At 59.3% G+C, this 15,757-nt stretch carries 1 protein-coding gene; it reads right to left on the minus strand.

Translation table 11 applies throughout. The features are described 5' to 3' along the window. Positions 1 to 5: 5 nt before the first annotated feature. The gene (locus KPG66_RS07575; protein ID WP_237070495.1) at positions 6 to 15,740 is read right to left on the minus strand and encodes an SDR family NAD(P)-dependent oxidoreductase; all 15,735 of its coding nucleotides are present in this window, start codon (positions 15,738 to 15,740) and stop codon (positions 6 to 8) included. Positions 15,741 to 15,757 lie beyond the last annotated feature (17 nt).

The following is a 15,757-nucleotide window of genomic DNA, read 5'->3' on the forward strand; positions in this document are numbered from 1 at the left end:
AGTGCCTACGCTGTACAGCGGTTTTCAACAGCGTCACGTTCTACGGTACCAATACTTACTAAATTAAGCAAAGAATCGATGGATAATTCACCGGATAGAAATTGTTTTTCGAGTTGATGGTCGAGCGGATGCGGTGGCTCAAACTGACGGTATGGCTTGGGGGCGCCATGCGCTGCCGAGCCGGCTTGATGGACGCCGTTTAGCCAAGTGGCCAGCTCTGCGCGATGATGATCGACCAGGTACGTGGACAACGTCGTCACGGTGGGATAGTCGAACAGTATCGCCGCGCTCAGCTCGATGCCGAGTGCTTCATTCAGGTGGTCCACCAAGCTCGCACCGAGAATGGAGTCAAGGCCATAATCAGAAAACGGCTGCTCGTTATCGATCTGCGCCGCGTCGAGCTGCAACGCGCTAGCCAACCCTTGCACCACCAGCGCGGCGGCAGCTTCTTGGGAGGCACCATTCACCTGAGCGGTAACAACCGGATCAAGCGTGGGCGCCAAAACCAGCTCAGGCGTATGCGCCGAAACCGGCTCAGGCGTGTGCGCCGACCCAAGGCCATTGGCAGACTCAACATCGCCACGCTGTCCGCCAGCCAACCGGGCGCTTTCCGCTGGGTATTGGCCAAGCAGGTAGTCAACCAGGCTATCCAGCGTCGGGTAATCAAAGAGCAATGCGGTATTCAGCTCTATACCGAGCGCTTCACCCAGATCGCCGACAAAGCTGACGCCAAGAATGGAATCGATGCCGTAATCGGCAAACGGTTGATCCGTCATGATCCGCTCGGGCTCTAGCTGCAGCGTTTTGGCCAGGCCGTTGAGCGCCACTGCGGTCAGTGCATCGCGACTGTCGCCGTTTCCGACCACGCCAGCGCTGCGCTCCTGAACGTCACTAGCCTGAATTCCAGGACTGCGGTGCGCCTGCGCTGGGCGATCCGCTGGGGCCGCACACGCGTGACCTTCGCTCTGAGCGACGATAATCTGCTGGCCGAGGCAATGGGCGCACTGTGCCGGAAAGGCCACGTCGCAGAACCCGGTCTCGCCCAACACACTGGCCCAGCTTTTTGGATAAAGCGCCGGCGTGCCGGGAATTCTCAGCTCAGGATCTTCGTACAGCCACCAGCCCTTGAGCAAGCCGAAAGTGAGGTGGGAGAACAGCGATCTGTCGCTGATCTCGTTCATCACTAGGATCCCGCCGCGACGCAATACCGCGTTGGCGTGACTTAGGGTGCGGTGAATTCTGCCAGTGGCATGCAGCACGTTGGCCGCGATCACAATATCGTAGTGACCTAGCGTCAGTCCCTGGCTTTCCGGCGACTGCTCGACATTCCACAGCTGGTAAGTGAGGAAAGGATGAGCCGGACCGTACGTTTTTTTGGCGTACATCAAAAATGCCTTGGACATATCGGTGTAGCAGTATTCGGCGATATGCTCACGCCAGGGTTGCAGCGCCGGCAGCACGATTGACGTGGTACCCCCGGTGCCAGCGCCAATCTCCAGGATCCGGATCCGACATTGAGGATCCTTGGCCAGTAGCGCTTCGATGTGCTGCTGAACCACGCCAGCGACCACCTGGTTGAAGTAGTCAGACAACGCATTGTTGCGATAGACCCCTTCGACCTTCTCCATCGATGACTTGGGGAAAATGACATCGGTTGCCTGGACTCGGCCACTGAGTATCGCCGGAAGCTGTTGCAAGCAAGCGTCAACCAGCTCAACCTGGGCCTTGCGTTGAGCAGAAGCCCTCAACTCGCCACTGAGTTGGCGCCAGCGCTCAGCCAGTCGTTGTAGCTGAGAAGACGCCTTGTCATTGGCGCAAATCTGCGCGCCACGGCGCAACACCAGCCCATGCTGTTGCAGCAGATCGATACAGGTTGACCACCAGCGACGATAGTGGTCGCCAATGCCAGCCTGACGGCGCATCACTTCGCTGTCTTCAAAGCATCCCGGCTGCCCAAACAGTCCCATGCGGCACAGCTGGACAAACGTCATGCCGGCCATCGCCTCGTCAAAAGGCATGGGGTCATGGGCAGCCAGCAGCGGTGCAGCGGCAACGCGGTAGCGCTCAAAGCCATCGATCGGCTTATGGTCACCGCCGTCTGCGAGCACGATGGGCTCCGGTTGCAACTGCATGAGTTGCTGCACGGGTGCTGAAGCCGCCATGCAGATAACGTGATCGAGTTGGCCCCGACTCAGTGCCTGAACGAAGCGGGCGAAACATTCAAAGCCGTCGCGATCCTCCAATGCACCGGCGTGGCGGCTCATCGGTTGCGCCGACGGGTCAACCGCCTGTTGCTCCGTGAGCGACGAAAGCCAAAATCCCCAGTTGATTGCGCCTACCGGAAAAGCGGCATGATGTCGCAGGCTACGTACCAGGCTGTCGCAGAAGGTGATTCCGGCAGCATAAGCGCCCAATTTAGCGGCGCCGGAGAAGGCAAAGCTCTGCCCCGACGAGAAGTAGCACATGAAATCTAACGGTTCATTGGCAAACGCCCGGTAGAACTCAATGCCACCACGGCTTTTCACGTCCAAAATCTCGTGGAACTGCGCCTCTGGCATCCGGGTCAGGGCCTCTTCATGGTTGAACACCACACCAGAGAAAATCGCTCCGTTGATCGTGCTGTGACGCTGCTTGATCTGCGCTACAGCGCGCTGCAGCGATGCCAGATCGTTGGCGTCAGCTTGCAGGTACGCCAACTGCGCTGGATCGACCGCACTACCGACACTGCTCAAGCAGCGATCCAGTCGCCGTCGCACCTTGGGATCATCCACCCCACTGCGCCCGAGCCAAATGACGTTGGCTTGGTAGTCGGCAAGCAGGTAGCGGCTGATAATCCCGCCCACTGTACCGCTACCGCCGAGGATCACGTAAACGCCGCCGCGCTTGAGCGCCGGGGTAACAAAATCTGTGTTGGCCCGCACCGGCTGCTGGGCCTGCCAGGCCAAGCTGAAGATGCGACGGCGATAGCGCTGGCCTGCACGCAAGCACAACACATCACCCCGCGCCAGCCCACGCTCACTTTGCAACTGACGCACCCATTGCGGCAGGCTCCGGCTGTCGGCCAGCTCACGACTATCAACATCGAGATGACGCACCCGGAATCGATGCTCGCCCTGGGCAATGGCATAAGCCATGCCGGTCAAACCGCCGCCAAAGGCGTTGACTGGCTCACCAGCCATGCCAAAGTTGTTTTGGCTAATGATATAGCTATCAATCGTTTGACGACCGCCATGTTGCTTGAGCCACTTGATCAACCGGAGCAACACAATCTCGTTGTATCGCGGGCTGTCGAGCAGCGCCTGCCAATCGGTTGCCTCGCCTGAGCCGCCGATAAAATAAAAACAATCGATCGCTGGATAGCCACCGAGACAACAATCCAGTGCTTGCGGATCTGCCACATCCAACAACCAGTGATCCGTGCCCACCAAACGGTTGAGCTGTCCCGGCTCCAATCGGATGACCTTGCCGCCGCCGTCAACAAAATCTGCGCTGGCGAGGTACTGGCTCGCGATCGCTTCGGCAGCGACCGCGGCCGATGCATCGGCGACAATCAAGACGCAACGGTGCTCGCTGATCAGTGGCTGATCGTGTCGCCCATCGGCCTGCCAGCGCGCTACATAGCTCAGTCGATCACAAACGGTTGACGCCACCGACGCAGCCACCGTCTCGATCGCGCTGGCGGGTTGGGCCGGGACTGGGGTTACCTTGGCAACTGCGCGCTCGTCACTGGCGATAGGCGCTCGGGCAGACGGCTCGCTATGGGGCAACCAGAAGGTTTCGCGGGCAAACGGGTAAACCGGCACGCTAATCCGGTAGGGCCGCGGGCCCGGGCGTTCAGCATGCAGCAGCGACCAGTCGATCACCTCGCCGTCCACCCATAATTGCAGCAGTTTGTCGAACTTACCGCTAGCAGCCCAGCGGCGGATAACCGGAGCCCAATCATCATCGGCTTGAGTGGCTAACCGTTCGCGCTTAACGTCGCCCACATAGATGCCGTCACCTGCCTGGCCGCCGCTGTCGATAAACACCCGCAGCTTCATCGCTAGCGCAACGGGCGTCTCAGCCACCAGGCCAAGCCGCGTCGCCATCATCTCCCGGCCGGTTTGCAGCGTATAGGCCAGGTTGGCCAAGTCAGCCTCCGACATAGACGGCCGGGCTTCAATATAAGTTAGCAACGCCTTGGCATAGTCGTGCAGGCGCTCGCCGTCTCGGGCCGACAATAGAATCACCTCAGCGCCACGATGGTTTGGCAGTTCGCGGTATTCGTTGTACTCCTGCAGCAACACATGCGCATTCGCGCCGCCGGCACCAAAGGATGAGACACCGGCAATGCGCGGTCCTTCCGCTGCTGGCTGCCAGTCGCCCAACGCCTGTTGCAAGTAAAACGGCGTGGTATCCAATGTCAAGTTGGGATTGAGCTTGGCGGCATGCAGGCTTGGCGCAATCTGCTTGTGCTTGAGCTGAAGAATCACCTTGCTGACGCCAGCGATGCCGGCCGCGCCTTCTAAATGGCCAATATTCGATTTCACTGAGCCCAGCGCGCAACGACCCAGATCGACGCCGTCCATCGCAAAAGCTTGGCTCAGCCCGCTCACCTCGATCGGATCGCCTAGTTCCGTGCCCGTGCCATGGGCCTCGATATAGCTAATCTGGCTTGCGTGCAGCCCGGCTTGCTCGATCGCCAGGCGGATCACTTTGGCTTGAGCCTGAGGATTAGGCACAGTGTAACCGTTGGTTTTACCACCATGGTTGACCGCCGTGGCGCGGATGATTGCATGGATGTTGTCCCTGTCCGCTAACGCCTGCGACAGTGGCTTCAACAACAGAACGCCGACACCCTCGCCGGGTACGAAACCGTTACCGCCTTCGCCAAAGCTGCGGCAGCAACCGTCTTTGGACAGCATTTGGCCGGCACATAACTCAACATAGTTGGACGGATGCAAATAGAGGTTGACGCCACCGGCGAACGCCATTCGACACTCACCGCGACGCAGGCTTTCGCAGGCCCGGTGCAGCGCGGTCAAAGACGACGAACACATGGTATCCACCGGTTCACTCGGCCCGTTTAGACCCAGGACATAGGAGACCCGGTTGGCTGTTGAGCTAAACGATGTGCGCGGGAATATCAGATGACCTTGTTCACGCAACGCCGGCCCATAGAGGCCGTATCCGGTTTTGGTGATACCGGCAAAGACACCGACATTGCCTTGGTAGTGTTCAACCAGATCCGCCTTGGTGATGCCGGCGTCTTCCAGCGCCTGCCAGCAGGATTGCAGGAACAGCCGTTCCTGCGGATCCATGTTGACCGCCTCACGAGGCGAGATATTAAAAAACAGTGGATCAAAATCGGCAAAACCCTCAACAAAGCCACCCCACTTACTGTAGCTACGGCCCTGCTTCAGCGCCTGCTGCACTGAGTCAACATAAAAGTCCTGCAGCGGCCAACGATTCGCCGGAATTTCGCTGATGCAATCGCGCCCTTCCTTGAGGTTGCGCCAATACTCGTCGAGGTTGTCGGCTTGAGGATAGCGACCACTCATTCCGATCACCGCGATGGGCTCAACCGCAGCTGCCACCACCGGCTCAGCCGCCGTTACCCTGCGCTCAGCGACCGTCGTTTCCAGCTTGGCGAGCCCTGCCTCACCTTGGCTCAAAGCCTGACTCGGCACTCGCCCGCCGCTTTCCACTTCTACCAAGCCGCTCCACAACAAGCAAGCGCGATGATGCCGCTCCACCAAATAGCCGGTCAACTTGTCCAAGCTGTGGTATTCGAAAAACAGCGTTTTCGACAGTTGACGCTCCGCCGGCTGCAGCGATGTCATCCGGGAGAAAGCGTCTTCCAGCGCCTTGTTGAGCCGGGTAATCATGATCGAGTCGATGCCGTACTGCTCCAGCAGCGCGTCGGACTCAACACGCGCGGGCGGCAGCTTGGTAACTTCACAAAACACGGCCTTAAGTCGCTCAAGCGTGGTCGCGATCAACCGCTCACGGTCTACAGCGGCATCGGCCAACGTCACCGGGTCTTGCACGCCACTGCCCGCCGCAGCTAGCACCGCGGCCAACTCTTCAGCGCCTGACGCGGCGGTGAAATGACCGCGGATCTGCGACAGATCGCCTTCAATGATTAAGAGCCGTTCCAGAGCGGCATTCAGTCCCAGTTGTAATGCGTTGACACCATGGACCGACTGCATCGGTGCCATCCCGGTCTTGCGGCGAATATCTGCCCGATCGGCAGCACTGATCTGCATGCCACCGTCCCGCCACAGCGGGTAATTGATTGACATTGTATGGCCAAATCGCTGGCCCTGCTCCACCCGCCTGTTGCGCAAGCTGGCAAAGTGGTCCATGAATGCATTGGCCGCGGCATAGTCAGCCTGCCCCACGCTGCCTAGCACAGCCGAGCACGATGAAAACAAGACAAAAAAGTCTAGGTAAAGCCGGCGGCAAGCTCGATCCAGCAGTTCGGTGCCAATGACCTTAGCAGCAAACACCTCGGCAATGTCCTGGGGAGACTTGCGTGCGAGTAGCCGATCTCGATTGACGCCTGCGCTATGCAGCACGCCGTTGAGGCCGCCATGTTTGGCGCAGATCTCATCCATTAGCTGCTCAAGCGCTTGGGCATCGGTCAGATCGACCCGGTGGTAGCTGACTTGGGCGCCGGCGTCGCGCACTTGCTGCAGACGCGCCTGCTGCTGGTGGTCAAGAGCCGAGCGACCGATCAGGATCACCGTCGCCTCACGGCATTGTTCAGCGATCGCCTTAGCAAAGATCAGCCCCAGGCCACCCGCGCCGCCGGTAATCAGGTAGACGCCTCGATCTTTCCAGCCTGCCGTCGCGCCATGCCTGTGTATCGGTTGGCCCGCAGCGACATCGTCAGCCAACTCCTGCCATTGCAGCTCCAGGCGGCCACCGTCAGCGCCACTTCGTTGCAATACCGAACTGCCGCTGCGGTGCGTCTCAGAGAGCATCACCGTTAGCTCATTCAGTTGTAGTGCTGGCAATGGCTGGCTGGCCTCAACCTCGACTAACAAGCAACGCGCGCTGAGTGTGGGCTGCTCCAGACAAGCCGTTTTTAGTAGGCCATCGAGACCCGCGTAAAGCAAACTGTCCGGCTCGTGCTCGGCAATGGCCAATTCGATATGCACCCGGCCACTCAATTTTTGTAGACGCAGTAACAGTGCAATCGCCAACTCCTGGTAACGCGCTGCCGGCGTGCGCTTGTTAGAAGCCAGGACCTCACAGCTGAGCGCACCTGCTGCAGCGGCAGACAAGGATTGCCATTGCGCCACCTGCTCACTGCTGAACCCAACCAAAAACAGCAAGCGCTGGCCGGCTCCATCATGAGCATGCGCGTTTCCGCCGACAGGCTCCTGCCAAACAGGCCGTGCGAGGAACAAACCCGTAGCAGACTGCGGCAGGTCATCGCCCGTTGATTCACTCGTTGCATTCGGCGCTTCAATCGCGCTGTGCGCGGCGATGGCCGACTGTGCGGTCTGATCGACCCAGTAACGCTCCTTGGCAAACTGGTAACTCGGCAGATTCAGGCGCTTTGCCGATCCGGCCGGCCACCGCGTCGCCCAGTCGATCTCGGCTCCGCCGACCCATTCGGTGGCCAGTCGCCCAGCTTCGTCGGCCGACGATACTGGCGAGTCGCCATTGGCTAGCCGTGCCAGTTGGGCTTGCAGGTCCGAAAAATTGTCGGTCACCACCGCCGCGCGCACCCGCATAGGCTCTCTAGCCGTCTGTAAGGTAAAGGCCATATTGGCCAGCAGCCCCGGCTGCGACGACGCGCTGTTGTCCAGCCAGCGCGCCAGTGCCCGGGCATTGTCCTGCAGGCTTTCCGCGGTTTTGGCTGACAAGGGGAAAATCCGGCTCACTGTCGGTGGCGCCGGACACAAGTCAACGACTTGTCTCGCTTGGTATTCACCGATGACCAAGTGGGCATTGGTGCCACTATGGCCAAAAGCGTTCAGCGCCGACAGCAGCCGTTTGCCGCCCGTAGGCTGCCAGTCAATCGCTTGGTGGTTGATATAAAACGGCGAGCCCTCCAGTTCAATCAACGGGTTAAGCCGTTCGAAGCCAGGCATCGCCGGCAGCTTGCGATGCCGCATCGACAGTAGAATCTTGATTAAGCCGATTACCCCGGCACCCGCAGCCGCGTGGCCGAGGTTAGCTTTGGCGCTGCCCAACACACAATATCCGCGGGCATCGGTGAACTGACGGAACGCGCGGATCAATGCGTTGGCTTCGACCGGATCACCGAGCCGGGTGCCGGTGCCATGGGCCTCGACATAGCTAATCTGCGAGGGGTCGATGGCAAACTTACGATAGGTATCGCGGATCAACTGTTCCTGGGCATCACCGTTTGGCGCGGTAATGCCGTTGCTGGACCCGTCCTGGTTCACTGCCGACGCTTCAATGACACCATAAATCGGATCGCCGTCGGCCTCGGCATCTTCCAGCCTTTTTAGCACCACCATGCCGACACCTTCGGAGATCACCGTGCCATCGGCTGCCGCGTCGAACGCGTGACATTGGCCGCTGGGGCTGAGCATATCGATCGCCGACAGGCTGATCAATCCCCGCTGATCCAGCAGCGCGTACACACCGCCGGCTAGTGCCATATTGCTTTCTGCATGACGCAGGCTTTCGCAAGCCTGGTGGATCGCCACGGCAGACGAAGAGCAACCGGTGTTGACGACCATCGCCGGCCCTTTCAGGTCGAGGAAGTAAGACAGTCGAGAAGCCACGATCGCCTCGGAGCCCCCGGTAAAGGAGTCGTGATGATAGCCACCGGGCTCCGCACCAACATAGACGCTGACCGCACGACCCGCCAGCGTCATCGGGTTATAGCCCGCGTCCTCAAGCGCTTTCCAGCTTTCCTGCATCACCAGCCGCTGGTGCGGAGTCATCGACTCCGCTTCATGAGGCGTGAGGTTGAAAAACAGGGGATCGAAGCAGTCACGGTTCTTCAGTATCCCTGCCCATTTGCAGTAACTCTTGCCGGGCTGCTTATCGGCACTGTAGGCACGAGGATCGAGATAATGCTGCGGCAGCTCTTGCACGCTATTGTGTCCGGCCAGCAAGTTATCCCACAGCTCATCGACATGATCAGCGCCCGGGAACTGTCCGGACATGCCAATCACCGCAATCCGCCCGCTAGCGGCCGGGCTCACCAACGATTGGTCGCTCGGGGCTGCGTCGATAGCCGTCGGCCGACCTGCACCACCCAGCGCAACGGCCATGACTGGACTCATCGTCGCTGCCGCGGCAGCGACTGCCGGCGGCGGTGTCTTCGAGGTGTCGTTGGCTACGGCTGCGGCAGGACGGGCGTCAATCGGTTCAGCCAGCGCCTGTTTGATTTGCTCGCCATACGTGTTTTGCAAATAGTCCCGCAGCTTAGCCACCGTGGCCTGTTCAAACAGGATCGCGCTATTAAGCTTGATGCCCAGTTGCTGGCTCAAATGCTTGACAAAGCCCACCCCCAGGATCGAATCCACGCCATAGTCGGAAAACGGCGTGCGTAGCGCAATGCTCTGTGCGTCAGCCTTAAGCGTCTTGGCTAAAGAATCGATGATTAATTGCTGCAGTTTGCCGGCCATATCTTCGCATTGTCCGGCCTTGCTTGTAGGGTGCTCGTTTAACATTGAGTCGTTGTTTTCCGGTTGGCGCGCCGACGTGGCTGGGGAGGATTGTCCGATGTCTTGCAGGACTAACCCGTCACTATGGGCGGTGATGATTTGTTGGCCTAGCGTGACCCCGTGGTTGATTCGCAGGCTGACTTGCTTGAAGCCTTCACTGCACAGCAGCGCAGTCCAGCTGTCATCGGCCAATAACGGTGAACCGGGGATCCGAAGTGATTCGTCTTCATACAGCCACCAGCCGTCGAGAAGGCCGAAAGTCACGGTCGCCGCTGTGGTCTTGCGGTTCAGCTCGTTCAACGCCAGCAGACCACCACCGCGTAGCATCGCCTTGGCGTGGGCTAGCGTGCGACGCATATTGGCTGTCGCATGCAGCACGTTGGTGGCAATGACGATGTCGTAACCGACAGCGGCAGGGTTGCTATCGTCAAAAGCTTGACTGATATCTAAAATCCGGGTGGTGAAATAAGGGTAATCAGCCGCAAAACAGCTCTGGCCATGCTGTAAGAACGCCCGGGAGATATCGGTATAGCAATATTCACCGATTTGCCCAGCCAACGGCTGCAGCGCGGGCAGCAGCCTTGCAGTGGAGCCACCCGTGCCAGCGCCGATTTCAAGGATTCGCACTGGCCGCTGAGGCTCCACCTCGACCCGGCGGCGCACCTCATCGGTTACCACCGCCGCTAATTGATCATTGAAAAAGTCCGACAGCGTATTCTGTTTGTAAATCCCTTCGACCTTGGCCATCGAACCATCGGGGAACAACAGATCCGTGGGCTGAATCTGCCCAATGAGAATGTGCGGTAGCTGTTGCAGGCAATCATCGATCAAAGCCACCTGAACGCGACGGTCACGGTCTTCCAGATAGCGATCGCGCTGCTCCCGCCACGCCGCCCAGATCGCGGCATGGCGCTCTTGGGCAATGTGTACCGCCAGGCCAAAGGCCTCGCCCTGCTGCTGTAGATAGCCATGCTCTACCAGGATCGCCAAGCACTCCTGCCACCAGCGGCGATACCTGTCGCTGATCCCTGCCTGCTGTCGCCAGGCTTCAGCACTTTGCTGTCCTGGCGCGGTGAAAATCCCCAGCGTCTGCAACTGGATCAACAGCAATACGGCAATCGACTGGTCCAGCATCCGAGGATCAAAGATGTGCTGCAGCCTGGCTAGCTCGGCGGGCTCCAGCTCGACGCTCTGCGCGGGTGGCGCTGGCACGGCAAGTGGATCCAGCTTGTACTGGCGCCCCTGCGGCACGGCCATCAACTGACGCACCGCCGTTGAAGCCTTGATACACAACAACCGAGGCAGCGAGCCGCCAGCCAGGTTGGCGACAAAGCGGCTGAAGCAAGCAAACCCTTCGTCATCGTCAAGGGCATCCATGTGTTGGCTGATCGCCTGCGGTTGCAGCGACGCGCGCCAAAACCCCCAGTTGATCACGCCGACTGGGAAAGCCGCCGCCGGGCGGATCGCGTCGGCAAAGGCATCGGCAAAGGTGATGCCGCACGCATAAGCCGACAATTTGGCCGCACCGGAGAACGCAAAACCCTGGCCGGAAGAAAAATAACAGAGGAAATCGAGTGGCTGCTCGGCAAATGCCTGATAAAAATGGATGCTGCCGCGGCTCTTAATTTCAAGAATTTGCCTAAATTGCGCTTCCGAGGTCTGTTGGATGCTGTTCTCAAAGTCAAAGACCATGCCGGAGAATATGGCGCCATTGATCCGCCCATAGCGTTGCTTGATCTGCGCCACGGCCTGCTGCAGCTGCGACAGATCCGTCGCGTCGGCCTGAATATAGTCGACCCGGCCATGAAAAGAGGCCGCCGTCACACTTTGCTGCACCTCGCGGCTGTCAGCAGCCTTGCGCCCCAGCCAAATCACGCTCGCCTGATAATGCTCGATCAGCTGGCGACTTATCACCTGGCCGATGACACCGCTGCCGCCCAGAATGACATAGACCCCCTGACGCTTTAGCGCTGAACGGCTGTTACCGCTCACGGGCAAGGCCAATGGCGTCAACTGTTGAACAAAACGCTCGCCTCGGCTGAACTTAACCAGCTCTCCCCGCTCTGAAGCGGGTTCAGCGAAGATTTGCGCCAGCAACCGCTGCCGACCCTCTAGCGTATCTAACTCCACGGAGCAGATATCTAGGTTGCGAAGTTGCACCCGGTGATCACTCTGAGCCATCGCATAACCCAGCCCGGCCATGCCCGCCCCCAGCGGATTGCCCACGCGCTGTTCACCGGCAAATGGGTAACGGTCCAGCGACAACAAGAAACAATCTATCCACGCGCTGGCGGCTAAATGGTGCTGCAACGCCTTAAACAATCTAAGCAGTGGCAATTCGTTGTGTTGCACACTGTCGGCTAGCATCAGCGGCGTGACGTCGCGCTTAGCTTCCGCGCCAATCACGATCATCTGCGCCACCTTGCCGACCTCCGCGAGGATCCGCGCAAAACCTTGCGGATCCTCGTCGCCACAACGCCAGCGACCCGCCGCCAACTCGGCAGTCGCGCCCGTCCCGCAGTCGATCTGCACCACCGTGCGGCTATCGCGATAATGATCAGCCAGTGCCGCTAGCAGCAGCCCGGTCGCCGCGCCGCGTTGCTCCGCCGCCACGAGCACAATCGCCCCAGGGCCTGCCAACATGGCCCGCTCGGCCGCCGCTTGCGGCTGCCAGCGCGGCAGATAACAGCAATGGGATAAATCGCTGTCGGCCAGCACCTCACGATCGAGCAACGGCAACGACTCTGCCTGCTGGACGTCAGCCTCGCCATGACACGGGGTGGGGTGCGCCAGTGAGGGCATCCAGTAACGGTTTTTGGCGAACGGATAACCGGGCAAGTTCACCCGCATCGGCTGCCGATAAGCACGATCAAGATAGAGCCGATGCCAGTCGATTACGCCGCCACGCACCCATAACGCCGCCAGTTCGGCCAACTCGCGTTGCTCCAGCCAACGGCCGATTTGCTTTTGCGATTCAGCGTCGGATCGCTGCGCCTCGAGCGCCTCGTCAAACGGATCGACATGACCGTGGAACGCATCGTCGATCGGCTCGCCGTTGAGCCACCGTGTCAGACGGCGCCGCAGATCTGGGAGGGTGTCAACGATGAGCGCTAGCCGCACGTCCATCGCTTCTCGCCCCACTTGTAGCGTATAGGCCAAATCGGCTATCTGAACCTGGTGACCGTCTTCACTGTCAAGGTAAGCCTGCAATCGGGACACCGACTCAGCTAGGCGCTGTTGATCGCGAGCCGACAGCAGGATCAACCAGGGACCGGCTGCGGCGGGTCGTTGGTCTACCGCACCAATATATTCTTCCACAATCAGTGAGGCGTTAGCCCCACCCGCCCCAAAAGACGAAATCGCCGCGATCCGCGTGTCGCCGTTGGCTGGCCACGGCGTCAACTGCCGCTGCACGCGAAATGGCGTACCTTCAAAATGAATTTTGGGATTGAGCTGCTCGGCGTGCAACGACGGCACCAGTTGGCGATGCTTGAATTGCAGCAGCACCTTGCTTAGCCCAGCAATACCCGCTGCGCTTTCACAATGGCCAATATTGCTCTTGACTGAACCAATGGCACAACCCTGACTGGCCACGCCGTTGCAATTGTCAAAGGCTCGGCTCAAGCCGCTGATCTCAATCGGATCGCCCAGTGCGGTGCCGGTACCATGGGCCTCGATATAACTAATCCGGCTGGCGTCGATCGCTGAGCGCGACAGCGCTTTTTCTAATACACGCTGTTGGGCACCGGCGCTGGGCACGGTATAGCCGTTGGTTTTGCCGCCAGCGTTAATCGCGCTGCCACGAATCACCCCATAGATCGGGTCACCATCGGCAACTGCCTTGTCCAGCGGCTTGAGCACCACCGCGCCCACCCCTTCACTATCGACAAAACCGTCGGCGTCATCGCCAAAGGCACTGCATCGTTCGCCTGGTGACAGCATCATCATCTCGCACAGGTTGAGATAGTGGTGCGGATTGACGATCAAGTTGATGCCGCCTGCAATCGCCATCTCGCAGCTGCCATTAGCCAAGCTTTCAAGCGCCAGATGAATCGCCGTCAGCGATGACGAGCAGGCGCTGTCGACCACAAAACTCGGTCCCTGCAAATTCAGCTGATAGGACACCCGATTGGCAATCGACCAATAGTTGCTAATGGGGTTATAGCTGCCATTCATGACCCCAACAAAAACCCCCACCTCGCCCTGTTGATACAGCGTTGCCGGGTTGTAACCCGCGTCTTCAATACTGTGGTAGGCCACTTCAAGGAAAAGCCGCTCTTGCGGATCCATCCGCTCAGCTTCGCGGCGGGAGATGCGGAAAAACGCCGGATCAAACTGATCAACGCCCTTCAGGAAACCGCCCCAGCGGGTATAGAGGTGGCCGGCCTTTCCCTTTTCCGGGTCAAAATAACGGCGCCAGTCCCAACGGTCGGCCGGAATTTCATCGATCGCGCAATGGCCGCCGGCCAGGTTACGCCAAAATGCAGTCATCGACTCTGCGCCGGGATAACGGCCGTCGAGACCGATAATCGCAATCTTGTTCTTGCCGTCCCGCCCGGCCAATTCAACCGTCGCCGGCACGTGATCGATCTCTGGCGTGCCATTGACCTCCAACGCCGGCTGGGCATTGGCCTGCGACCCTTGCTGGTCAACGGCGGCTGCCCCCTTGTTCGGCTCAACCTTGGGCTGTCCCAATAAAGCTTTAAGCTCGTCTTGCCGATGCTGAATAAAATATTCAGTCAGCGCCGCCAAGGTTGGCATTTCAAAGAACAACGCACTGTCAATAGCCTCGAACTGCTCATTGAAAGCATTGGTCAGCCTGACCACTAGGATCGAGTCCAGACCGTAGTCCTCCAGCGGACGAGACAGGCTCATCTTGTCTGCCGGAATCTTCAGCGTTGACGCCACCAGTTTTCGAAGGTAATCGCTCACCCGCCGCCGCCAACTGCCCGACGCTATGCCATCCTGCGTCGGGTTGGAATCGTCATCACGCTGGCTGGCGATGGACGGCCGCGCGCTCGGTCGCTCAACCTTTGCGATAGGTTGACGCACGATACCGTCACTCTGGGCAACGATAATTTGCTGGCCTAGGCCGTGGGCCTGCTGAGCGGGAAACAGCACCGGACTCAGCCCCTCTTGCTCCAGCACCGCCTGCCAGCCAGCCGGCGACAATCCAGGGCAGCCGGGAATACGCAATGCACCATCCTGGTAGAGCCACCAACCTTCTAGCAGACCGAAGCTCAGGTGGGTAAACAACGATGCTTCACTGATTTCATTGAGCAACAACAATCCCCCTTTGCGCAAAGCTGCCTTAGCGTTGCGCAAAGTCTGGCGGATCTCTGGTGTGGCGTGCAGCACATTGGTCGCCACCACCAGATGATAATGATCTGTCGCAATCCCCTGCTCCATGCAAGGACGGGAAACATCGAACAGCCGGGTTTGTAAAAACGGGTTATCCCGGCCAAATTCATGGGCGCCATGCTGTAGGAAGGCATGGGACAGATCGGTATAGCAATATTCGTCGATATGTGCCCGCCATGGCGCCAGCGCAGCCAACAGCCCTGCCGTGGTACCACCGGTGCCTGCACCAATCTCGAGGATGCGTACCGACTCGGCGTCCTTAGGACGGCTTTCAACATAGGCCAACGCCGCTTCGATTAGGACCCGATTGAAGTAATCGGAGATCTTGTTGTGTTTGTAGACTCCTTCCACCAGCGCCATCGAGCCACCAGGAAAAATGACGCTGGTCGCCGGCTTCTCGCCGGTCAGTATAGAGGGCAGGTCCTTCAGGCAAGCGTCAAGCAACTGCGCCCTGGCTGCCAAGTCACTGTCCTGACGCCAATTCGCTAGCCGCTCGTGCCATTGCTGCCATAACGCGTCGGGGTCGCCCACGTCAACACCAGCGACATATTTTAGGCTTTCGGCTAGCCACAGGTAGAAGTAATCCGGCGTGGCGTTACCGTGCTGCGACGCAAGGCGCCGTAAATCTTCGCTGCGATGCAGTCCTAGCCTGTGCAATTGGTTCGCCAGTAGGCGGCACGCCAGCGCTTCAAGCTCACCGGCCAGCGTTGCTGTAGTCTGATTTGCGTCTGTTAGCATGCTTCAATCCTGTGGTA

The organism is Mycetohabitans sp. B2, from assembly GCF_021733735.1.
GTDB lineage: Bacteria > Pseudomonadota > Gammaproteobacteria > Burkholderiales > Burkholderiaceae > Mycetohabitans > Mycetohabitans rhizoxinica.